Source organism: Flavobacterium sp., from assembly GCF_044339515.1.
Lineage (GTDB): Bacteria > Bacteroidota > Bacteroidia > Flavobacteriales > Flavobacteriaceae > Flavobacterium.
On record NZ_JBIIVK010000002.1, the window covers coordinates 39,980 to 61,897 of the forward strand.

At 31.2% G+C, this 21,918-nt stretch carries 21 protein-coding genes; 7 read left to right on the forward strand and 14 right to left on the reverse strand.

The window, feature by feature from the left end; genetic code table 11:
* Positions 1–20: 20 nt before the first annotated feature.
* Positions 21–1,085, reverse strand: coding sequence for a DUF2891 domain-containing protein (locus ACIQ0M_RS00850; RefSeq protein ID WP_396148758.1), 1,065 nt, complete (start codon positions 1,083–1,085; stop codon positions 21–23).
* 28 nt (positions 1,086–1,113) lie between these two features.
* Between ACIQ0M_RS00850 and ACIQ0M_RS00855 the strand changes: the two genes are divergently transcribed.
* A complete protein-coding gene (locus tag ACIQ0M_RS00855; RefSeq protein WP_396148760.1) occupies positions 1,114–1,356 on the forward strand; it encodes a hypothetical protein in 243 nt (80 codons plus the stop codon).
* A 49-nt stretch (positions 1,357–1,405) separates the two neighbouring features.
* Here ACIQ0M_RS00855 and recQ read toward each other — a convergent pair whose 3' ends face one another.
* Entirely contained in the window at positions 1,406–3,601 is a 2,196-nt protein-coding gene (recQ, locus tag ACIQ0M_RS00860; RefSeq protein ID WP_396148762.1) for a DNA helicase RecQ, read from the reverse strand.
* A gap of 86 nt (positions 3,602–3,687) precedes the next feature.
* On the opposite strand from recQ, the gene ACIQ0M_RS00865 reads away from it, so the two are divergent.
* The 4 genes from ACIQ0M_RS00865 to lptB all read left to right on the forward strand — a co-directional run bounded on the left by ACIQ0M_RS00865 (position 3,688) and on the right by lptB (position 6,673).
* Complete coding sequence (locus tag ACIQ0M_RS00865; RefSeq protein WP_396148764.1) at positions 3,688–4,653, forward strand: SIS domain-containing protein; 966 nt, start codon at positions 3,688–3,690, stop codon at positions 4,651–4,653.
* The gene (gene tatC / locus ACIQ0M_RS00870; RefSeq protein ID WP_396148766.1) at positions 4,653–5,477 is read left to right on the forward strand and encodes a twin-arginine translocase subunit TatC; all 825 of its coding nucleotides are present in this window, start codon (positions 4,653–4,655) and stop codon (positions 5,475–5,477) included. Before ACIQ0M_RS00865 ends, tatC begins: the two co-directional genes overlap by 1 nt.
* 5 nt (positions 5,478–5,482) lie before the next feature.
* Positions 5,483–5,830: a carboxymuconolactone decarboxylase family protein gene (locus ACIQ0M_RS00875; protein WP_396148767.1), complete on the forward strand. Its 348-nt coding sequence runs from the start codon at positions 5,483–5,485 to the stop codon at positions 5,828–5,830.
* 102 nt (positions 5,831–5,932) lie between these two features.
* Positions 5,933–6,673, forward strand: coding sequence for an LPS export ABC transporter ATP-binding protein (gene lptB, locus ACIQ0M_RS00880; RefSeq protein ID WP_396148769.1), 741 nt, complete (start codon positions 5,933–5,935; stop codon positions 6,671–6,673).
* A 3-nt stretch (positions 6,674–6,676) separates the two neighbouring features.
* On the opposite strand, the gene ACIQ0M_RS00885 is transcribed toward lptB, so the two are convergent.
* Both ACIQ0M_RS00885 and ACIQ0M_RS00890 read right to left on the reverse strand, forming a co-directional pair.
* Positions 6,677–7,534 carry a glycoside hydrolase family 25 protein gene (locus tag ACIQ0M_RS00885; protein ID WP_396148771.1) on the reverse strand — a complete coding sequence of 286 codons (858 nt, stop codon included), beginning with the start codon at positions 7,532–7,534 and terminating at the stop codon, positions 6,677–6,679.
* A gap of 21 nt (positions 7,535–7,555) precedes the next feature.
* Complete coding sequence (locus ACIQ0M_RS00890; protein ID WP_396148773.1) at positions 7,556–8,287, reverse strand: CDP-alcohol phosphatidyltransferase family protein; 732 nt, start codon at positions 8,285–8,287, stop codon at positions 7,556–7,558.
* Between the two features lie 223 nt (positions 8,288–8,510).
* Between ACIQ0M_RS00890 and ACIQ0M_RS00895 the strand changes: the two genes are divergently transcribed.
* Together ACIQ0M_RS00895 and ACIQ0M_RS00900 are read left to right on the forward strand one after the other, a co-directional pair.
* On the forward strand, positions 8,511–9,536 hold the full coding sequence (locus tag ACIQ0M_RS00895; RefSeq protein ID WP_396148891.1) for a PorV/PorQ family protein: 1,026 nt from the start codon (positions 8,511–8,513) through the stop codon (positions 9,534–9,536).
* A gap of 5 nt (positions 9,537–9,541) precedes the next feature.
* Positions 9,542–10,654: a DUF4105 domain-containing protein gene (locus ACIQ0M_RS00900; protein WP_396148775.1), complete on the forward strand. Its 1,113-nt coding sequence runs from the start codon at positions 9,542–9,544 to the stop codon at positions 10,652–10,654.
* Here ACIQ0M_RS00900 and ACIQ0M_RS00905 read toward each other — a convergent pair whose 3' ends face one another.
* From ACIQ0M_RS00905 to ACIQ0M_RS00950, 10 genes are all read right to left on the reverse strand, one after another.
* Complete coding sequence (locus ACIQ0M_RS00905) at positions 10,655–12,049, reverse strand: exopolysaccharide biosynthesis polyprenyl glycosylphosphotransferase (RefSeq protein ID WP_396148778.1); 1,395 nt, start codon at positions 12,047–12,049, stop codon at positions 10,655–10,657.
* A gap of 57 nt (positions 12,050–12,106) precedes the next feature.
* Positions 12,107–13,117 carry a glycosyltransferase family 4 protein gene (locus tag ACIQ0M_RS00910; RefSeq protein ID WP_396148780.1) on the reverse strand — a complete coding sequence of 337 codons (1,011 nt, stop codon included), beginning with the start codon at positions 13,115–13,117 and terminating at the stop codon, positions 12,107–12,109.
* A complete protein-coding gene (locus tag ACIQ0M_RS00915; protein ID WP_396148782.1) occupies positions 13,092–14,432 on the reverse strand; it encodes an O-antigen ligase family protein in 1,341 nt (446 codons plus the stop codon). The genes ACIQ0M_RS00910 and ACIQ0M_RS00915 overlap by 26 nt, the downstream gene beginning before the upstream one ends.
* Before the next feature lie 12 nt (positions 14,433–14,444).
* Complete coding sequence (locus tag ACIQ0M_RS00920) at positions 14,445–15,584, reverse strand: glycosyltransferase family 4 protein (protein ID WP_396148784.1); 1,140 nt, start codon at positions 15,582–15,584, stop codon at positions 14,445–14,447.
* Complete coding sequence (locus ACIQ0M_RS00925; protein ID WP_396148786.1) at positions 15,563–16,594, reverse strand: glycosyltransferase; 1,032 nt, start codon at positions 16,592–16,594, stop codon at positions 15,563–15,565. Before ACIQ0M_RS00925 ends, ACIQ0M_RS00920 begins: the two co-directional genes overlap by 22 nt.
* Before the next feature lie 6 nt (positions 16,595–16,600).
* The gene (locus ACIQ0M_RS00930; RefSeq protein ID WP_396148788.1) at positions 16,601–16,921 is read right to left on the reverse strand and encodes a DapH/DapD/GlmU-related protein; all 321 of its coding nucleotides are present in this window, start codon (positions 16,919–16,921) and stop codon (positions 16,601–16,603) included.
* A gap of 217 nt (positions 16,922–17,138) precedes the next feature.
* On the reverse strand, positions 17,139–18,455 hold the full coding sequence (locus tag ACIQ0M_RS00935) for a glycosyltransferase family 2 protein (RefSeq protein ID WP_396148790.1): 1,317 nt from the start codon (positions 18,453–18,455) through the stop codon (positions 17,139–17,141).
* Positions 18,445–19,368 carry a hypothetical protein gene (locus ACIQ0M_RS00940; RefSeq protein WP_396148792.1) on the reverse strand — a complete coding sequence of 308 codons (924 nt, stop codon included), beginning with the start codon at positions 19,366–19,368 and terminating at the stop codon, positions 18,445–18,447. Before ACIQ0M_RS00940 ends, ACIQ0M_RS00935 begins: the two co-directional genes overlap by 11 nt.
* A 4-nt stretch (positions 19,369–19,372) precedes the next feature.
* The gene (locus ACIQ0M_RS00945) at positions 19,373–20,800 is read right to left on the reverse strand and encodes an MBOAT family O-acyltransferase (RefSeq protein WP_396148794.1); all 1,428 of its coding nucleotides are present in this window, start codon (positions 20,798–20,800) and stop codon (positions 19,373–19,375) included.
* Positions 20,801–20,810: 10 nt separating this feature from the next.
* Entirely contained in the window at positions 20,811–21,617 is an 807-nt protein-coding gene (locus ACIQ0M_RS00950; protein WP_396148796.1) for a glycosyltransferase family 4 protein, read from the reverse strand.
* Positions 21,618–21,918 lie beyond the last annotated feature (301 nt).

Below are 21,918 nucleotides of genomic sequence, written 5' to 3' on the forward strand. Positions count from 1 at the left end.
TATTTTTTAGCAAATGTAATTTATTTATTTGTAGAATCAAATTCTTCAAAAGCTCTCAACGCAAACGAAGCCAACCAATGTTCTACTTCATAATTTCCATCCACCACAGAAGGAAGTGAAAAATTAAGGTGTTTATCGGCTAATGTCTTTAAGTGAGAAAATTGTTTTGGATACAACTTGATCAAATGATAAAAATTCCAAGCTCGGCTGAAATTTAGTCCGTCTAGATGAACCAAATGACCATCAGTTCTATCAGATACACGAGCTACTTCCCAGTCAAAATCGTTCTTAAAAATGGATTTATTGAACTTTTTCAACCACAATAAAAACTCTTTTTCCGATAATATGCGGCTCATGATTCCGATTTCTTCCATACAAGGCGAGAGAAAATCGGTGCCACTAGGTTCCCAATTGATAGGACAATTTTCATCGGATAAAAATAATCGTTTGGCATTTTCAATTATCAAATTTTGAAAAGATAAATTATTTGAATAAACCGCATAATCCCACGCAAATGTTAGTCCGAATGCAGTGTTATTGTGTGTTCCTGCCCGAACCGGATAGAGTAATTTTGGTAAAAACTCGGTATAACGAAGAATAATTAAATCAGATAGCGGTTTTAAATTTTTGGCTAATTCTTTCGCATAAGGTTCTTTGCTAATTTCTAATTCCAATTGAAGTTTTAGTAACCAATTCCAACCATAGGTTCGCTCAAATGATTTTTCATGATTTTTAGAAAAATAATTAATTTCAACTTGAATATTTTCTTTTGAAAGATTAGTTCTTAGTTTGTCAATAATTTCATTTTTATTAGCTAAATCAGGAAAATGATTTAATAAATAGACCAAACTCCAATGACCGTGCACAGACGAATGCCAATCGAAGCAACCGTAAAAAGCCGGATGCAATTGCTTGGGCGAAAGCATCTCTGTAGAATCCAACAATAACTGATTCAACTTATTGGGATATTCTTGTTGCAAACATTTGATAGGTAATGAAGCCAAATGATTAGCTTGGTCCAATGAAAGCTTTTGTGCATTCATCCCAAAAGAAAATAAAAGTAAACCAAAGAAGTAGTTTTTCATAAAATGAATTTATTTTTGCACTAAAAAAATGTCCAGAAAGATAAAATTAATTTGGGATTTTAGAGGTCCAACTTCTGCAAAAACAGCAGAGCATCATGAAATTCATTTAAAAGAATTCATTGTTGCTGAAAAACTTCTTCTGAACATCACGGGTTTTGAGGTGTATAACGAAATGCACGCTATAGCATTTATGGTGGTTACCGACGAAAATATGATAGCGGTTCGGGATGCTTTGAAACCTCATCGAGGGGAGATTTTTAGTGAGCAATAAGCAGTTGTTAGTGTTCAATAACTGCGTACTAAAAACTGCTTACTGAACACTAATTTGCTACTTCACTAATGAATTTAATTCGCATCAGACGCAATTCTTCAATATCATAATCGCCGTCAAATTCTTTTAAAGCGTCTTCAATTTTGTCTGTTTGGGAATCCATAAAATAGTCATGAATTTCATCTTGTTGGTCTTCGTCTAAAATCTCATCAATCCAATATTTGATGTTTAATTTAGTTCCTGAGTACACAATTTGTTCCATTTCTTTTAATAAATTATCCATCGTAAGCCCTTTTGCTTTGGCAATATCTTCGAGTGATAACTTTCTATCAATATTTTGAATAATGTATAATTTATTGGCAGAATTTGCTCCGGTTGACTTCACAACTAAATCATCAGGACGAATAATATCATTTTCATCCACATAACGGGCGATTAAATCTACAAATGGTTTGCCGTATTTTTTGGCTTTTCCTTCGCCAACTCCATGCACATTACTAAGTTCTTCAATCGAAATCGGGTATTTTAGAGCCATGTCTTCTAACGATGGATCTTGAAAAACCACAAATGGAGGCACACCCAATTTTTTAGCTTCTTTTTTACGTAAATCTTTCAGCATCGCCATCAAAGCCTCATCAGCAGTTCCGGTGGATTTTGAAGCCGCAACAATAGCATCGTCTTCTTCCTCACTGTACTCATGATCTTCTGTCATCATGAATGAAGTTGGGTTTTTCAAATAAGCCGCACCTTCTTCTGATAATTTTAAAATACCATACGTTTCAATGTCTTTTTTCAGTAATCCGGCCACTAAAACCTGACGAATAAGAGCCATCCAATAACGTTCGTCTTTATCGCTCCCGCAACCAAAAAAGTCTTGAGAATCGGTTCGATGAGCTTTAATTACGGCATTAATCTTACCCATTAAGGTAAAAACAATTTCTTTTGACTTATATAAATGTTTAGTATCTCTAACCACTTGAAGCACTTTGACCACATTATCTTTGGCTTCAGATTTTGGTTTCGGATTACGCACATTATCATCCATATCGCCTCCTTCACCGGTTTCATTATCAAATTCTTCCCCGAAATAGTGCAGCAGAAATTTTCTTCTTGACATAGAAGTTTCGGCATAAGCAACCACTTCTTGAAGCAAAGCAAATCCAATTTCTTGTTCTGCAACCGGTTTGCCTGACATGAATTTTTCAAGTTTTTCTACATCTTTATACGAATAATAGGCTAAACAATGGCCTTCGCCACCATCTCGACCGGCACGACCGGTTTCTTGGTAATAACTTTCGAGTGATTTAGGGATATCGTGGTGAATAACAAAACGAACGTCTGGTTTATCAATTCCCATTCCAAAAGCAATTGTAGCAACTACCACTTCAACATCCTCCATCAAAAACATATCTTGGTGTTTCGCTCTGGTTTTGGCATCTAAACCGGCATGATAAGGAACGGCACTGATACCGTTCACCTGTAATACTTGAGCGATTTCCTCTACCTTTTTTCGGCTAAGGCAATAGATAATTCCTGACTTACCTTTATTTTGTTTGATAAATTTAATAATATCCGATTCTACATTTTTTGTTTTCGGACGTACTTCATAAAATAAATTCGGGCGATTGAAAGATGCTTTGAATGTTTTGGCATCGGACATGTCCAAATTTTTAAGTATATCTTCCTGCACCTTGGGTGTAGCAGTGGCGGTTAGACCAATCACCGGAACATTTCCTAAATGTTTAATTATGTTTTTTAAGTTTCTGTATTCCGGACGAAAATCATGCCCCCATTCAGAAATACAGTGAGCCTCGTCAATCGCAATAAATGAGATGGGAACTGACTTGAGAAACTCTACATACTCTTCTTTTGCCAGTGATTCTGGTGCAACGTATAACAACTTTGTAATGCCGGAAACAATATCTTTTTTAACTTGATTGATTTCTGTCTTTGTTAAAGATGAATTTAGAACGTGAGCTATACCGTCTTCCGAAGAAACACTTCGTATAGCATCCACTTGGTTTTTCATTAAAGCAATCAGCGGAGAAACAACAATGGCTGTTCCGTTTTGAAATAATGCGGGAAGTTGGTAGCACAATGATTTACCTCCCCCGGTAGGCATAATCACGAAAGTATTTGTTTTATTCAGGATACTTTTGATGACTTGTTCCTGAAGACCTTTGAAGTGATCAAAACCAAAATACTTTTTTAATTCCTTATGAATGTCAATTTCGTTGGGATTCATTCTTATGTATGGGTATTTTATTTTAAATTTGCATCCATAAAGATACAACTTTCTTTTATTCATACAAATTTTATATATAATCCGTTTTGATTACAAAAGAAAAAATTTTAGCGACTGCCAGAGAAACCATTTTAATTGAAAGTCAAGCCATTTCAAAATTGGCAGATTTACTTACAAATGATTTTGTTGAAAGTGTTCAGTTAATTTATCAATCAAAAGGCCGCTTAATTGTTACCGGAATTGGGAAAAGTGCCATTATCGCTCAAAAAATTGTAGCAACTTTAAATTCCACCGGAACTCCGTCGATGTTTTTACATGCTTCTGAAGCTGTGCATGGTGATTTAGGAATGGTTCAACCTGATGATGTTGTGATTTGTATCTCGAAAAGCGGAAATAGTCCGGAAATAAAAATTTTGGTTCCGATTTTGAATCGATTTGGTAATACTTTAATTGCAATGACTGGGAATTTGACTTCTTTTTTAGCCAAAAACTCACAATTTGTTTTAGACACTACAGTAGAAAAAGAAGCTTGTCCGAACAATTTGGCTCCCACTAACAGCACTACTGCACAATTGGTAATGGGTGATTGTTTAGCCGTTTGTTTAATGGAAATGCGAAATTTTAAAGGAGAAGATTTTGCCAAATATCATCCGGGTGGAGCCTTAGGGAAAAAACTTTTGCTTCGTGTGAAAGACATGTTGGATGAATCAAAAAAACCAACTGTAGCTCCTGATTCTAATGTTCAGACTGTTATTTTTGAGATTTCTGAAAAAAGATTGGGTGTTACGGCTGTAGTTGAAAATGACAAAATTATTGGAATCATTACCGATGGAGATATCCGAAGAATGTTGAGCAAGACAGAAACCATAACCGGTATTAAGGCTCGCGATATTATGACCAAAAATCCAAAAATGATTCAACCCAACGATATGGTTGTTGAAGCATTAAATACTATGGAAGATTTCTCGATTACACAATTAATTGTAGCAGAAGATGACACTTACAAAGGTGTGATTCATTTGCATGACATTTTAAAAGAAGGTATAGTGTAATGGCAGATAATAGTCCGAAAGAAATGTCATTTTTAGACCATCTGGAAGAATTAAGGTGGCTTTTAATAAGAAGCACCTCTGCCATATTAATTCTTGCTTGTGCGGCTTTTTTTGTGAGCGATTTTATTTTTGAACAAATTTTATTTGCCCCAAAAGATCCAAACTTTATTACCTATCAATTTTTCTGCAAGATTACTCAGTTTTTTGGTGTTGAAAGTGTCGATATTTGCAACGTAAAAATGCCGTTTATTATTCAAAACACGAATATGGGTGGTCAGGTTTCTTTTTTGATTTGGACTTGTATCACAGTTGGATTTGTAGCCGGATTTCCTTTTATATTATGGGAAATTTGGAAGTTCATAAGTCCCGCTTTGTATGAAAAAGAAAAAAAATATGCCAAAGCTTTTATCATTGTTTCTTCTTTACTATTTTTTCTTGGCGTTTTGTTTGGCTATTATATCATCACACCATTATCTGTATTCTTTTTTGGTTCTTTTAGTGCCAGTGCAGAAATTGTGAATGAATTCAATTTAGAATCGTATACAAGCATGATTAAAACATCTTCCATTGCTTGTGGATTATTATTTGAATTACCGATATTCATTTATTTTCTAACCAAATTAGGACTAGTGACTCCTAATTTTTTAAGAAAATATAGAAAATATGCACTTATCATTGTATTGATTTTATCTGCTATTATTACTCCACCTGACGTTATAAGCCAGGTAATTGTAGCAATACCAATTATGATTTTATATGAAATTAGCATTTTAATTAGTGCTGTTGTTGTTAGAAAAGAAGTAAAACAATCCACTTTAAAATAGAAAAAATGTCAGATTTAGTTAAGGAATTTAATGATTATCGTTCAAAAATGAATGAAAAACTGTTGGCTGACAATAATTTAGTCATCAAACGAATTTTCAATTTAGACACTAATGCTTATGCAGAAGGTGCATTGGACGTAAAAACTAAAGAGTTATTAGGTTTGGTTGCTTCTGCTGTTTTGCGATGTGATGATTGTGTCAAATACCATTTAGAGACAAGCTATAAACACGGCATTACCAAAGAAGAAATGATGGAAGCAATGGGAATTGCCACATTAGTTGGTGGCACCATTGTAATTCCGCATTTACGAAGAGCGTATGAATTTTGGGAAGCTCTTGAAAATAGCAAATAAGATAATCTATTGTTAATATTAAAGTTTAAATGGGCTAAATTTGTTTATTTGCATTAAAATTTAACTCAGAACCTCAGTAACTTAGCTACTCAGCATCTAAAAATGAAATTAAGAGCCGAAAATATCGTTAAAACCTACAAAGGCAGAAGTGTTGTAAAAGGTGTTTCTGTTGAAGTAAACCAAGGGGAAATTGTGGGTTTATTGGGTCCTAATGGAGCCGGAAAAACCACTTCTTTTTACATGATTGTAGGATTAGTAAAACCTAACAGTGGTAAAATATTCTTGGATAATATGGAAATTACTGATTTTCCGATGTATAAACGTGCTCAAAACGGTATTGGTTATTTGGCTCAGGAAGCCTCTGTTTTTAGAAAATTGAGTATAGAAGATAATATTCTGAGTGTTTTGCAGCTCACTAAACTTTCCAAAGCGGAACAAGAAGCAAAAATGGAAAGCTTGATTGATGAGTTCAGTTTGCAACACATTCGAACCAATCGGGGTGATTTATTATCTGGTGGTGAACGCCGTCGAACTGAAATTGCTCGTGCTTTGGCAACTGACCCTAAATTTATTCTTTTAGATGAACCTTTTGCCGGAGTTGATCCGGTTGCTGTTGAAGACATTCAACGTATTGTGGCTCAATTAAAAAATAAAAATATTGGTATTCTGATTACTGATCACAATGTGCAAGAAACATTAGCCATTACCGACAAAACCTACTTAATGTTTGAAGGCGGCATCTTGAAAGCCGGAATTCCGGAAGATTTGGCTGCCGATGAAATGGTGAGAAAAGTTTATTTAGGACAAAATTTCGAATTGCGAAAAAAGAAATTAGAGTTTTAATTTCTACTGCAACAGCATATAATTCAGCATTTTTGGCGTTCCATTATAGATATTGATATCTACCGGTCCTTCAATACCGGGTACCGTTCCTTTTTCCGTGAATTGCCAAATTGTCCAATGGTCTTTTATATCTTCTACAAAAAAATTATAATTGGCAATCCAGAAGGTGTATCCGTCGAATTCATCCGCTAAAAAATCTTTGTAATAGCTTTCACCGGAATAAATGATGGGTTTCACGTTATAATGATTTTCCACTTTCTTCAACCAACGCTTCAACCCTACTTTCAAACTATCAATGGATTGGGTTTTTGGTAAATTTTCGATATCTAAAACCGGAGGGAAATCGCCTTTTTTAAGTTTAACTGTTTTTATAAAATTAGTGGCTTGTTCAATAGAATTTTCGTTTGGACGATAGTAATGATAAGCTCCACGTACAAAACCATTTTCTTTAGCCTTTATCCAATTTTGTTTAAAACGGCGATCTACTTTGTCTTTTCCGGCGGTAGCTCTGACGAAAACAAACTTCAATTGAAACGTGTCTTCAATGGTTGTAATTTCTTCCCAATTAATTTTTCCTTGGTATTCGGAAACATCAAAACCAAAAACTTTTTTATCATGACGCTTTAAGACCTGATAAATTCTGGCTTCTTCCACTTTGGTGGCATTGCTATTTTCAATCGCATGTTTAGAACGAAAACTAAAATAGTAAGCTAGAGCATCACGGTAATGATAAGCTGTAATTCCTATGATTAGTAGAATGAAAAAGGTAATGATAAAACTGATAATCCAACCCGAAAAAAAAGTTTTTTTCTTTGTTGAACGCCTTTTTGTCGCCGGTTTTCGTTTGATTTGCTTTGCCATAAATAAAGAAAGACAAAACGTTTAAGAGGTCATTTTATTTTGAATAATCGACAACAAAACATAAAGTAGTATAATTAAGGGTAAAGCAACTATTTGCAATACTGCCAACAAAACGACTGATAAAATCAAGAATATTATTTGGAATTTACTGTTTTGCCATGAAAAGCTCTTCATTTTCAGAGAGAAAAGCGGTATTTCAGCATTTAAAATATAGGCACTAAAAATAGCGATACCAATTAAAAGATAAGGATTGCTTAGGATGCTATATAAATCTTCAAATTGCGTGTGATTCATGATTACGGGAATACTCATTATTAGTAAAGCATTGGCCGGTGTAGGTAATCCAATGAAAGAATCGGTTTGACGCGTATCGATATTAAATTTTGCTAAACGGTAGCAGGAACCTAGGGTGATGATAAATCCGGCTAATGGTAAAATATGGTTCGCCGGAAAATAAGCATCCAGAACTGAAATTCCTTCATTTTGGTATTTAAATATTAATTGAAACATAGTAAAGCCAGGCACCACGCCACTTGTTACCATGTCGGCCAATGAATCAAGTTGAACACCAAGCGGACTTTGAACTTTAAAAATTCTTGCAAAAAAACCATCAAAAAAGTCAAAAAATATACCCAAACAAACAAAGAAAAAAGCCAAATCAAAGTTGTTTTTTGCTACAAATACCAGAGCTATGCAACCTGATAACAAGTTGAGTAACGTAATCAAATTAGGAATTTTTGCTTTTATATTCATCTTTTGAGGTTTGAAAACAAATTTAATACAATAAGTGAGAAACAAGTGCGTTTTTTAATTGATATTTTTAGTCATCTATTTTGATTATTTTTTATTTCGTAAAATCATAGAATGATACAAGCTAAAAATTCCTATTTTTGAAAAAAAATTGACGTTTGCTGTTTGAAAATAAAATTTTGCTTTGAAAAAAAATCTTTTTTTTGTTTTAATTCTGATTCCGTTTTTGGCGAACAGTCAGGCTGTGCGAAAATACTCGAATGAATTTATGAGTATTGGGGTGGATGCCGCTGCATTGGGCATGTCTAATGCCGTTACGGCTAGCACAGCAGATGTTAATTCCGGCTATTGGAACCCGGCAGGATTGGTTTTTTTGGAAGACAGTCAAGGTGCATTGATGCACGCTAGTTATTTTGCCAACATTGCCCAATATGATTATGCTGCTTTTGCTATGCCAATCGACGACCGCAGTGCATGGGGAATTTCTTTAATTCGTTTTGGAGTAGACGACATTTTAAACACAACCCAATTAATTGACAGCGAAGGAAATATTGACTACAACCGAATCAGTAAATTTTCTACTGCAGATTATGGAGCAACTTTTTCGTACGCAAGAAGTTTACAAGTTCCGGGTTGGCAATATGGTGTAAATGCCAAAGTGATTCGAAGAATTATAGGCGAATTTGCCAATTCTTGGGGATTTGGATTGGATATTGGAATTCAATTTGAACGCGACAATTGGAAAGTTGGATTAATGGTTCGAGACATCACTACCACTTACAATATTTGGAACATTGACGAAGAAGAATTTGAAAAAATAGCTAACGCCATTCCGGGTGAAAATCAAGATTTACCGGAGAGTACAGAAATTACATTGCCTAAAGCTCAGTTGGGAATTTCCAGAAAATTTGAATACCGCTATGATTATTCGATTTTAGCTGCATTTAATTTGAATATGCAATTTTTTAAAACTAACGATATCATTGCTACAGACTTTGTAAGTATTGATCCCGCTCTAGGATTTGAATTTGGTTATACTGATTTAGTTTTTCTACGTGCTGGTGTCGGTAATTTTCAGAATGTAACACAAATTGACAATACTGAAAAAATTGGATTTCAACCTAATATCGGTTTAGGATTTAAATATAAAGGCATTCAAGTGGATTATGCCTTAACAGATATTGGCGACCAAAGTGCTGCTTTGTATTCCAATATTTTTTCCGTAAAAGTGGATTTAGGAATTTTTAGATAAATTGTATGAAAATAAAATTACAATTTCTTCTTTTATTATTTTGCAGTTTTTTGAGTTTCGGACAAAATTATCCATTGTCTTCCGGAGCAAAAATTAGTATTTTGACTTGTGGAAGTGGTGAAGAATTACATTCTATTTTTGGTCATACTGCCATTCGAATTCAGGATAACAAACAAAGTCTGGATGCGGTATATAATTTTGGTATGTTTGACTTTGACACACCCAATTTTTATTTAAAATTTGTTAAAGGTGATTTGGAATATCATGTTGCCAAAGGCTCATTTGAAGTTTTTTTATATTCCTATCGAATGGAAAACAGAAGCGTCTATGAGCAAGAGTTGAACCTCTCGCCATCTCAAAAGCAAGAATTGTATGATAGCTTAGAAAAGATGCTTTATTCGGAGGAGCGGTTTTATATCTATAAATTTATTGATAAAAATTGTACTACGATGGTCGTAGATCAAATCCACAATCAAATAAAAGAACCAATTCTCACTAAAATTGATAATACAACTGAAAGTTATAGGCATGTTTTGAATCCGTTTATGGATAATCTATTTTATCAAAAGTTGGGTATTAATATTATGTTTGGCTATCGAACAGATCAACCTGCGGAGCAACTCTTTCTTCCGATTGAATTACTGAAAAGTTTAGAGCTTGCAAAAATTAATGACGAAAAAATTGCTTTAAAAACTGAGGTTTTGTTTGAAAAAAACGATTCAATTCAAACTAAATCGTGGTGGAATTCGATTTATACTTTTATACTATTTTTGGTTTTGATATTAATTTCAAATCAAAACAAAGTTTATTTAAGTTTTTTAACAATTCTGGGCTTATTAGGAATTTTTCTTTCTACGGTAGGATTCTTTTCGCTACACAGAGAAATTTCACAAAATTATAATGTATTATTATTTAATCCATTTTTAATTGGATTAGTTATTTCATTTGTAAAGAAAAATGTAGTTTGGTTTAATCGCTTTTTCTACTTTATATTATTTTGTTTTGCGGCTTACCTTCTTTTCATTTTAAATAAAGCTCATTTATTTTTAATGTTACCGATACTGATTTTGGTAGTATTAATTTTCTTTCGATTAAGAATTCGGATTTTGAAAAAGTAATTATTGTCCGCGATAAAACAGAATTGTACTGATGGTTTTAATCATGATATTAATATCCAAAAAGATACTTCTATGTTTAATGTAATATAAATCATATTGAAGTTTAATCAAACTATCATCAATTGAATCGCCATAGGAATAATTGACTTGAGCCCAGCCGGTTAGACCTGGTTTGACAACGTGTCTGGTTTGGTAAAACGGCATTAATTCTGCTATTTCATTAACAAACACCGGTCGTTCCGGTCTTGGACCAATTACGGCCATTTCTCCAAGAAGAATATTAATAAACTGAGGAAATTCATCAATTCTACTTTTTCGAAGAAACTTTCCGAATGGTGTTATTCTTGCATCATTAGTTGTTGCAAAAACTGCTCCGGCTGCCTCGGCATTTTTGACCATTGTACGAAACTTTAGAATTCGAAATTCTTCACCATTTTTACCGATTCGAATTTGCGTGTAAAATAATTTCCCTTTATTACCAATTGCATTGCCAATTAGAATTAATGGAAGGAGTACTAACCCCAAACTAATTCCTAATAAGGCAATAATAACTTCAAAAAAGCGAACAAAGAGTAAATACAGTTGATTTTGGTTACTTCTACTAAATGGAAAATATTTATAAAAATCCCTTGCCACAAATTGCACCGGTATTCTTTGTGTCAGATTCTCATAAACTTGAGTATATTCTTTTATTATAAAACCGTTTTCTAATAACAATAATAACTTATTATATAATTCAACCGTAATTTCTTCAGTTCGTTGTGTGGCAATAACGATTTCTGATATCGAATTTTTTGAAACAAACTTTTGCAAATTGTCCACTGAAAGAATTGAGACAGACTTATTTAGAATTTTAAAATCAGAACTTTCATCCGTATTTACAAAAGCAATGATATTATAATGTGGGTCTATACTCTTTAAACCAGAAATTAATTCATCAGCTAATTCTTTTTCAGAAATTAATATTACTTTTTTTTCGAAGCGATGTGATGCTAAATATTTTTGATAAAACATTCTCCAAAGAAGTAAAGCCAAAAAAATAGCAAGAAAAAAATACAAAATCTGAATACGGTTAGAAGGAAGAACAGGTGTAAAAATTGGTGTCAACAGATAAAACAAAACTGTTGTTGACGAAGTCAAAACAATGCTTCTAATGACTTGAAATTGATTACTGGCAACTTGTAGGTTATACATTTCAAATACTGATCCAACCAATAATACATAACCACCTAATACAATAGTCCAATAAAAATTTGAAGGAGTGATATAAAAATAATCGAAATTAAAAATTATACCAACAATGTAAAGCATTAATAGGACAAACAGCACGTCGAAAACCCTGAGAAGAATTTTTCTCTCTGAAACTTCAAAATGAATTTTCTTCTTTCCTTTCATTCTTTATGGCTGTTGAATTGAAGGTGCAATTTAACAATTTTAAGAAGATTTTCTCGGCTATTTTAAAATTTCTTTCCAATGGTTTTTAACAATTTGCCAATCGAATTGTTCTGCTAATTTTCTTCCATTAGCTGCTAATTCTTTTGCTAATTCGGGAGATTTAATTAACTCATTGATAGCATCTGCCATAGCTTGACTGTCAGAATCATTTACTAATAAAGCCGTTTCTTTATCTCTGACCAAATAAGGAATACCTCCAACATTTGTGGAAACAACAGGTAATCCGAGAGCTAAAGCTTCGATTAGGCTTACCGGGGTATTGTCAAAATGAGTAGTGTTAATGAAAATATCGTAGCTTTCAGAAAGTTTAATCCAATCTGTTTTTGATAATTTTCCGGTGAAAACAATCTCTAACGATTTATTTTGTGCATATTTTTTTAAGTTTTCAATTGTTATGCCATTTTCAGGGCCAACCATACATAATTGAATATCCGGAAAATAAATTTTTAATTTTTCCACAACATCAATCGCCATAGTCGGATTATAAATTGATCCTAATGAGCGAACCCATAATAGTTTGGGCATAAAACTTTTTCTTTCTATAAATGAATACTTTTCAATTTCAATTTGATTAGGAATATAAATACAATTTTTCCATGATTTTGTTTCTAATTTAGAAAATAGAAACTTTGATGGAACGCTATTGTAATAAGCATTTTTAAAAATCAAAGAGGTTAAAAATGGATAATTATCGATTTTTTCTGGTAATTTTCCCCCATGAAGAATGGGAATATATTTTAAATTCAATAGTCTACATAATTGACTAATAACTAAAGCATACCAAAAATTTAATGTACTGTAAGTATCAATAATTACATAATCTACTTTATAGGCACTTAGTAATGTGGCTTTTAACATACATAAAAATCTAATTAACTTATTTTTTTGCGATGAAGAAGTTATAACAATAAATCCTTCATTTTCCAGTAAAGGAGAAAGTGTTTCAATAGTTGAAATATTACTACCGTGTGAAGAAAGTTTATTACCTATATAAAGTAGTTTTTTCATCAAAAGATACTTTTATTAGCGAAAGAGCATATATAAACGCGGGTGCGGCAGTACGCATAGCAGCATGATTAATAGTCAGTGCCCAAAAAACAAAAAAAGATAGTACAAAAATATTTTCTTTAGTTACGTTAAACAGGGTTAAAGGAATGATAATCAAGATAAACAGACCAAAAATGCCAAAAGTGCCATGTTCTGCTAAAATTCTGGACAATTCATTGTGTGATGCTGCCGATATTCCTAATTCATCCTCTCTTATCTCTCTATTTCTCCCAACTCCAACTCCAAACGCAGGATTTTTATAAAACATTTGCAATTCGGAATTAATAAGATTTTCTCTACCAGTAAAAGATGATTCCTTTTTTCTTCCCAAAGAATCTTCATTTTTGTATCTGTTTTCTATTAACCCGCCCGTTTGAAATGAACTGTAAACCCATATTCCGATACCAAAAAAAACTCCGGTCATCATTGTTAAAATTAACTTTCTTTTTCCATTGTTATTTATAATGTATGAAATTACAATAACAAGAATTATGATAATGATAAGAGCCGTTATTATACCTCCTCTAGAAAAAGTAATCAATCCTCTATATGTAATTAAGCCTAACAATATTGTATTAATAATTAGAAGCAATCTATTTTTTGAATTAAATAAGATTTGAACAAAGAAAACAAAGATACCCAATCCCAAAATTGTTGATACCTGATTGGGACCAAAACCTCCTGAGGTAGCAAAATTTGAACCTGTATTTGTAACTACTTCTTTAATATTAGGGGTGTATAAGAATAAATATACTGATGTTGTAACAATAGGTAAACCCATAATAAAAAGAACATTTATAATTCTTTGAATTGAAATTTTCTTTTCCGCACAATACATTGCACTGATTCCGAGGCAAATAGGCCCTGAAAGATTAAACATGATAGCGTTTCTGATATCATATTCATGACTTAAATCCTGAACTGTTATTACTATAGCAGGCAAAAGAAGCAATATGTATACAAAATAGTATCCCGCAGATTTATTAATTCCTCTGTAAAACATACCCAGTAACATAAATAAAATCACCGAATATTTACCAGTTTCATAAAATACCATTCCTTTGGTCATTCGTAAAAACACTTCAATACCAACAAAATACGCTGCAAAATAAAGAGCTTCATTATTTTTATCTTTATTTATCATTGTATAAACTACTCCAAAAACTAAAACAACTATAAAATATATTAAAGAAACAATTTTTAAGTTGAATACCAAAAAAGCCAAAATGATATGTAGTCCTATCAGTAAAAAATACTTACTTACTGCGTATTTCATTCTATCTAGTGATTAAGAAAAATTAGAAAAAATAAATTTTTCCAGTTTATTTTTATAATTTTCAAAAGTAAACAATTTGGCAACACTAAGAATACTTTTTGATTTTTCTTTAAGCTCTAGACTATTTGTATTTACAGCCAATGATAAAATTTTTTCATAAGAAATATCACCGTTAATAGGCCATATAAATCCATTAGACGAATTGATGTAATGGGAAATACTTCCTACATCAGAAACAATAGGTATTACACCATAGCAAGCTGCTTCAGCAACTACTTTGGGAAATCCTTCCGCTTTACTTGGTAATAACAAAAAATGTGAACTTGCTACAAAATTATGAAGTTCTTTCTTTGGTAAAAAACCATGAAATATTACTTTATCCCCTAATTCCCGTGCTTCTTTTTTGTTTTTATTCAAATTTTGTCCGTCGCCTATTAAATGAATTTTATCAATCATTTCATAAGGAATATCTTTTAGTGCCTCCAATAAAATTGAAACACCTTTTACATTATCAAATCTTCCAACAAAAGAAAATACAAACGGAGGAGAAAACATTTTTTTATTAGCAATAATTTCTCCATTATTTATGTCCGTTTCTGTTAAACATGGATTTTCAAATGAAAAACAATGTTTTAGTTGGTCAGGCCAAAAACCATTTATTGTTACCCTAGAAAATTTAGCTAACTTTAAGATTTTCCTTTGAAACCCATAGGAAATAGATGTGTTTATTTGCCCCCAATCACCCGCATATTTATTCCACCATATTTTATTTTTTTTGTTAAAAAAGGAGTATACTATAGCAATTAAAGCCGGATGAGATGGTGCTCGAGTATGTATTATGTTTGATTTACTAATTTGCCTTGTAATTATCCAATACATCTTTGGATACTGAAGAATTATATTGCATAAACTTAATAAACCACTACCACCAACATTTTTTAAAGTTATTATTTTTATTTTTTGTGACTTTATTTTTTGTAACGATAAATCTCCAACTTTGTCACTTCTATCAAATCCAATCCATGTAATCTCATCAAAAAGATCTTCAATGTATTCCAACTCTCGCACAACGGGACCAAAAGCGAAAGACTCATTATCATTTCTAAACATTGCAGTATCAGAGACAATTGTTAATTTTTTTTGTTGACGCATAAATAAATTTCTATTAAATCACTAAAATATTTTTTTTCTCCGAATTCCATTTCAAAAACTTTATCAAAAAGATCATCTTGATATTGTTTACTTTGTATTAGACTTATTCTTTCCTCCCACTCATCTATTTCAAATGAATTTATAAAAAAATCTGGAAAATATTTTTTTAAAGTAATAGAAACCTCACCGGTTTCAAATGCTAAAAATGGAAGTTTGTGTGCAATGTATTCAATTAACACTAATGGTCCAGTCTCCGACAGAGAGGTATGAAGCCCAAAATGGGCAGTTTGTAGAATAATTTGAGCATTTGTAATATTAGTTTCAACAACAACGTTACTTTCGTTAGCTAAATTACTGAGTTCATTAAAATAGTTATCATTTTGATTCTGACCAACAAGTAATAAAGACTTGTTTAGTTTCTTTGCTAATTTTACAGCAAAAATATTATTTTTAATTGGTTTAATGTTTGACACTAATATGAAATCAAACTTCTTATCAGACAACTCAATAGTTTCAGTTTTTATAATAATATTTTCAAGCTTAAAAATTCTATCTTTATGTACTTTCAATTTTTTTTCAGCCCAATATGTTAGGGTCTTACTTACGCCAATGTAATAGTTTGGCTTGAATAACGTTGAAAAAAGAAAAGGAACTTTTGTATCTTTTTCAATTAGACCATAATGATCATGAAAAATTATCTTCCCTTTTATGGGAAACAATAAATTTACCAAAGAAATGTATCTGTAAACATGTCTGAAATGACAATGAATAATGTCAAATTTATTAAGAATTAAGCTGCAATATTGAATTTTTTTTAAACTCCATTTTTTAATACGCTTTACTTCAAAATAAGGAATGTTGGAATCTAATTGAGTTCTTAATACGCCTGCTTCAAGTAAAAACATAGCGGAAACTTCTATATTATTTTTATTCAAAATATTACACATATCAACAAAAACCTTTTCTCCCCCCCCAACATTAAGTTGATCTATCACTTGAATTATTTTCATTTACTTTTAAGCTTTATTAATTTCTTTTGCCGGAACACCAACTAAGGTTACACCTTTGTTTATGCAGTTTTTAATTACACATGCCGAGGCACCTATTTTTATTTCATCTTCCAATATAATTGGCCCAATTATAACAGCATTTGCTCCTAAACTACAATTATTTCCAATTATAAATGGATTATTAATTCCGGTGCTAAAACCTATTACATTCCCGCCAACGAGCGTAAGATTCTTACCTATAGTTACTTTTCCTGAAATCACGATGCCCATTGCAGGATGTAGAATTAGTAGACCTCCTTTTATATCAGCTCTATAATGTATATCCATATTTGTATACACTTGTAATAAGTTAATGAAAGGATAAAATACTATTCTGATATATTTATATTTATTCCCAAAAAATAAAAACAACGCCCTCTCAAACCTATAGACGAAACATCCGACAAAAGTTCTAGACATCCATAAAATAATGATTCTTGCCTTGTTTTTACCAAGCATTCTTTTACAGTCTGAAAAAAAAAAATTAAATTGATTAAACATTATCCTAAGAATTTAACATTTTAGATGCCTTTTTCCAAGAAATACTAATCTGCCACACAATTAATAGCAATAAAAATATCGAAAATAAAAACAACAAAGTCTTTATAAACTTATTTTTTTTGTATTTATAAGACGAAAGTGAAGGGATTATTTCTTTTGATAGTAAAAGTATACTTAATTTATTTCCAAAATATTTTCTTGAAAGATATAATACACTTGGAACAGGCCTTGGGCCGAAGAGTTTTTTAGGTCTCCATCCATCCCAACTACCCATTTGTCTTAATCCACCCTCACTTACTTTTAAATGTGTACGTTTGGCTTTGTAATTAGAAATGTTTTTAAATCCATTTAAATAGCAACGTAATCCAAATTCACCATCACCCATTCGTTGTTTTTCGAATTGTAAATCAAAAAAACCAATTTTATTAAAAATGTCTTTTTTAATTAACACATTACCAGTGTCTAATTGAGCACTCCATTTAAAATAACTGTAATCTTTGGGAACATCCGCACCAATTAGACTAATTGAAACCCCGGATGATAAATCCGCTTTAAAATAATCGAGGCATTTCAAGTGTTCTTCTATCCAATTCTCATCAACTAAAGAATCATCATCATACAACAAAATTAATTCCCCTTTTGCATGCTGAATAGCTTCATTTCTGGCTTTCCAAAGTGCCTTTTCTTTTTGAAACCAAAATGTTAAATTCAAATTCCATCCTTTATAAAATTCTTCTTTAAAATTATCGGTTTGATCGACAACAATAACTTCAAAATTTTTATACGTTTGTTTTTCTAAATCTATGAAGACATCCTTCAAATATTGGTAACGATTTAACGTAGGTATTACAACGGATACCAAAGGATTTGAATTTACAAGAATACTTTTAAAATTATTGTAATCAGCATACACAAAAATTTGTTTAGAATATTCTTGTCGATTGACATTTTTATGTTTTAAAAATGCTAAAACCTCTTTAATTGGATTGTTAAATGTTAAAATTCTTATTATAAGGACATAAAAAACCCAAGCTTTATGAAAATTTTTTTTCAAAAACAAATATTCATCTGCTATTGGCAATTGTAAATTCTCCCAAACATTTAAACCTGGTTCATACTTTTTATTAATGAATCCGGATTGAAATGCTGTCCATGCTAAATCTCTTTTCCTACTTTCTTCAGAAAAATAGCGAGTGTCTTTTTCTAAAAAATAGTGATTTTCTTCTAATTGTTTTTCAGTAGGAAAGTAGCCAAAATCAGCGTATGGTTTGAGATTATAATACCAAATTGGTATTTGATATTTTATAAAATTAAAAATCATTTTGTAAGGGTTCTATCGAATCACTCATTTGTTTATTCAAAAAAATAGAAAATTGTTCAGAACAAATTTTTCTGCCTTTTTTATTTACGTGAATATAATCAAAAAATAAATCCGACGAATTAAAAAGGGAGGAATGATTTAAAATCTTTATATTTTGTGGAAACTTGAAATTTACATTTAGCATTGGTGATTGATATAAAAGCAACTTAATATCATTAGAATGGCAAAAATCAATAATTTTATACAAATATGGATTATATAAATTAACGTTTATAACTTTTGAATTTAAATCCGGAGAATTTATGACTTTGCGGTTAATCGGATAACTGTAATTACCTTTATCATCAAATAAATTTCGCTTTTTAGGTTGAATTATTGATAAAATACCGGGAAAAAATAATTCTGAATTGAAATAACTAGTTCCTACAATAGGGAAATAGTTAGAAGTGGTGTAGATCCATTTATCCTTTCCCTCAATTTCTTTAAAAAAAACACTTACGTTTTCATCCCACAAATCTGGCATAAAACGATAATCATTATTATTAATTTGTGGTTTTTTATTTTCTAAATCATCCGGCATAACACTTAAAACTAATAAATCCGTTTTCTTTCCTGAGGCATAAAATTCTTGTAACATTAAAAAATGTGAGCTCAATCCGGAATCATCAATACTAATATTTAAACCAGTTTTGCTCGTAATTGAATCTATTAATTTAGTATCTAATGTGGTTAAACCTGTACTTGAACCGAGCACCACATAATCAAAACTCTTATTCTTTACTCCATTTTTGACAAATTGTTGCTTATAAAAACATGAATTACCTAAAAAATAAAGACTTAAAAAGGCAATCAGGTTCAATACAATAAAACTCGCCAAACCATAAATCATTATTTTTTTTAAAAATTTATTCATTTAATTAAAATTGAAAGTAAATAAAACTCATTTGATTTTTAAAAGATCCCATAAAGAAAATCATCAAAAGCAAGATAAACAAATTATATTTGGAGAGTTGGATTTCGTAATTATTTCTTTTAACATTTCTCCATTCTGTAATTACCAACCAAATTACTGATATTAGACAGATTAAAGAAATCAAACTATATTTCGAATTTTTATAAAAAAACTGAACACTAAAATCATTAAAGTTTGTCATACCGCTGATGTAATTCCATGATTCAGTTAAATTATCAGCTCTAAAAAATACCCAAGCCAAACATACAAAAGCAAAAGTGATGAGTATTTTTGGAAAATCTTTCAAACTGTAATTTGAATTTGCTAGAGAACTTCTATTCGAATTTGATAAAAGTAAAGGCAGAAAAAGTAACGCATGAATGAGACCCCAAATGATAAAAGTCCAATTTGCACCATGCCAAAATCCGCTAACTAAAAAAATGATGAATGTATTTCTCACACTTTGCCATTTTGAACCTTTGCTTCCACCTAATGGGATGTATAAATAATCTCTAAACCAAGTAGAAAGCGAAATATGCCAGCGTCTCCAAAAATCGGCAATATCTTTAGAAAAATACGGAAAATTGAAATTTCGAAGTAAATCCATTCCAAATAATTTTGAGGTTCCCAAGGCTATATCTGAATAACCACTAAAGTCTCCATAAATTTGAAACGCAAACAGAATGCTGCCCAGCCACAATTCCGGTGCAGAATAATTTGCAGTATTATCAAAAATCTGATTGACAAAAAAGGCACAATTATCGGCAATTACGACTTTTTTGAATAGTCCCCAAATAATTTGTTTCACACCTTGAATAGCTTTCGAATAATCGAAACTTCTTTTTTTCTTGATTTGAGGCAGTAAATGAGTTGCTCTTTCAATAGGTCCGGCTACCAGAAGTGGAAAATAGCTTACAAATAAAGCATATTCAACAAAATTATGTTCCGGTTCGATTCTTCTTTTGTAAATATCAATTACATAAGAAAGTCCGTGAAATGTATAAAATGAAATTCCAACAGGCAGAATAATATTTAGTGTGGAATAATGAACTTGAAAACCGAAATTACTTATCAAATCTGCAAACGAATCAAGAAAGAAATTATAATACTTAAAAACTCCTAAAAAGCCAATATTTACAGAAATCGTTAACCAAAACCAAAATTTTCTATTTGCATCATTTTTTGCTTTTTGCATCATTAAACCAGCAAAATAATCTAAGCCTGTTGAAAACATCAATAAAAAAAGAAAACGCCAATCCCAGCAAGCGTAAAAATAATAACTTGCTACCAAAAGTAAGCCGTTTTGCCATGCCAATTTTTGCTTTTGTAGCATCCAATAAAGCATGAAGACAAGAGGTAGAAAAAAAAAAAATTGAATGGAATTAAAAAGCATAATTTATTCCTTATTTGTCTTTATAAAAATTGTCAAACGCTACCTTTTGCTCAGTCAAATTAAACTCTTTTTTAACTCTTTCTATTGCGTTTAGTCTGATTTCGTTTTTGGATTCTTCACTCAGTTCAATAATATCTTTCATTTTCTTAGCCAATAAAATTGGATTTCTCTTGGGAACTACCCAACCTGTTTTTTCGTTTAAAATATTTTCAATCAGTCCATCTGCATCACTTACTATGCAAAGTAATCCCATGCATTGGGCCTCAAGAACAGCATTACAAAAACCTTCCTGAATACTATATTGAACATAAAAATCACTTCCATCTAAATATTCTCTCACTTTTTCATGAGAAATTCTACCTGCAAATGTAACGTTTTCGATTATCTCTAATTGATGTAGTGCAAATCTGAGTTTTTCCTCTTCAACTCCTTCACCAATTATAGTATAATGGAATGGAATATTTTCCCTTTTTAAAATCGAAAAAGCTTCTAATGTGTGTTCTAATCCCTTTATCCAATGAAGACGACCAACTGTTATAAACTGAAAGGTGTTCGTTTTTTTAACTTTGGTCTCAGGGTAAAAGAAATCAATATTTATTGCAGGTGTAATCTTTTTAATTACACTGCTAGAAATCCCTTTTTCTATCAAAGTATTTTTCATTTCTTCAGATAAAACATGGTACTTCACTTTTTTTGAAAACAATAAATTATAACAATTTGGAAATTTTGCAGGATAAATATAAAAATCAAAACCCCTAAAACTAACTGCCATTTTCGCATTAATAGCTTCTGCAACATTTTCACTTTGTAAAGCCATAGTTCCGAAACCAAAATGCAACCATGTAAGTTTATGAGGTAGATAATGACTATTTATAAAAACATTTTTAAATGAATCTTTATAACTGAAACCATCTTTTCTATTTAATTTGAATAGATTAAAAGCGGATTTAAAATTCGATAAACAATTGAAAATGATGAAAATAATTTCTAAAAATAAGGAAATTCTAAAAGTAAAATCAGGAGAAAAAAAAGTTTTACACGATTTATGTTTATTACGTGTTTTACTATTAGAAAAAATTATAACTTCAAAACCATTTTCTTGAAGACCTTGTATTTTA

Bases quoted from the DNA above. Each gene is read 5' to 3' on its own strand.
- ACIQ0M_RS00850 (WP_396148758.1), bottom strand. From the start codon at position 1,085: ATGAAAAACTACTTCTTTGGTTTACTTTTATTTTCTTTTGGGATGAAT.
- ACIQ0M_RS00855 (WP_396148760.1), top strand. From the start codon at position 1,114: ATGTCCAGAAAGATAAAATTAATTTGGGATTTTAGAGGTCCAACTTCT.
- recQ (WP_396148762.1), bottom strand. From the start codon at position 3,601: ATGAATCCCAACGAAATTGACATTCATAAGGAATTAAAAAAGTATTTT.
- tatC (WP_396148766.1), top strand. From the start codon at position 4,653: ATGGCAGATAATAGTCCGAAAGAAATGTCATTTTTAGACCATCTGGAA.
- ACIQ0M_RS00875 (WP_396148767.1), top strand. From the start codon at position 5,483: ATGTCAGATTTAGTTAAGGAATTTAATGATTATCGTTCAAAAATGAAT.
- lptB (WP_396148769.1), top strand. From the start codon at position 5,933: ATGAAATTAAGAGCCGAAAATATCGTTAAAACCTACAAAGGCAGAAGT.
- ACIQ0M_RS00885 (WP_396148771.1), bottom strand. From the start codon at position 7,534: ATGGCAAAGCAAATCAAACGAAAACCGGCGACAAAAAGGCGTTCAACA.
- ACIQ0M_RS00890 (WP_396148773.1), bottom strand. From the start codon at position 8,287: ATGAATATAAAAGCAAAAATTCCTAATTTGATTACGTTACTCAACTTG.
- ACIQ0M_RS00900 (WP_396148775.1), top strand. From the start codon at position 9,542: ATGAAAATAAAATTACAATTTCTTCTTTTATTATTTTGCAGTTTTTTG.
- ACIQ0M_RS00905 (WP_396148778.1), bottom strand. From the start codon at position 12,049: ATGAAAGGAAAGAAGAAAATTCATTTTGAAGTTTCAGAGAGAAAAATT.
- ACIQ0M_RS00910 (WP_396148780.1), bottom strand. From the start codon at position 13,117: ATGAAAAAACTACTTTATATAGGTAATAAACTTTCTTCACACGGTAGT.
- ACIQ0M_RS00915 (WP_396148782.1), bottom strand. From the start codon at position 14,432: ATGAAATACGCAGTAAGTAAGTATTTTTTACTGATAGGACTACATATC.
- ACIQ0M_RS00920 (WP_396148784.1), bottom strand. From the start codon at position 15,584: ATGCGTCAACAAAAAAAATTAACAATTGTCTCTGATACTGCAATGTTT.
- ACIQ0M_RS00925 (WP_396148786.1), bottom strand. From the start codon at position 16,594: ATGAAAATAATTCAAGTGATAGATCAACTTAATGTTGGGGGGGGAGAA.
- ACIQ0M_RS00930 (WP_396148788.1), bottom strand. From the start codon at position 16,921: ATGGATATACATTATAGAGCTGATATAAAAGGAGGTCTACTAATTCTA.
- ACIQ0M_RS00935 (WP_396148790.1), bottom strand. From the start codon at position 18,455: ATGATTTTTAATTTTATAAAATATCAAATACCAATTTGGTATTATAAT.
- ACIQ0M_RS00940 (WP_396148792.1), bottom strand. From the start codon at position 19,368: ATGAATAAATTTTTAAAAAAAATAATGATTTATGGTTTGGCGAGTTTT.
- ACIQ0M_RS00945 (WP_396148794.1), bottom strand. From the start codon at position 20,800: ATGCTTTTTAATTCCATTCAATTTTTTTTTTTTCTACCTCTTGTCTTC.
- ACIQ0M_RS00950 (WP_396148796.1), bottom strand. From the start codon at position 21,617: ATGGCTTTACAAAGTGAAAATGTTGCAGAAGCTATTAATGCGAAAATG.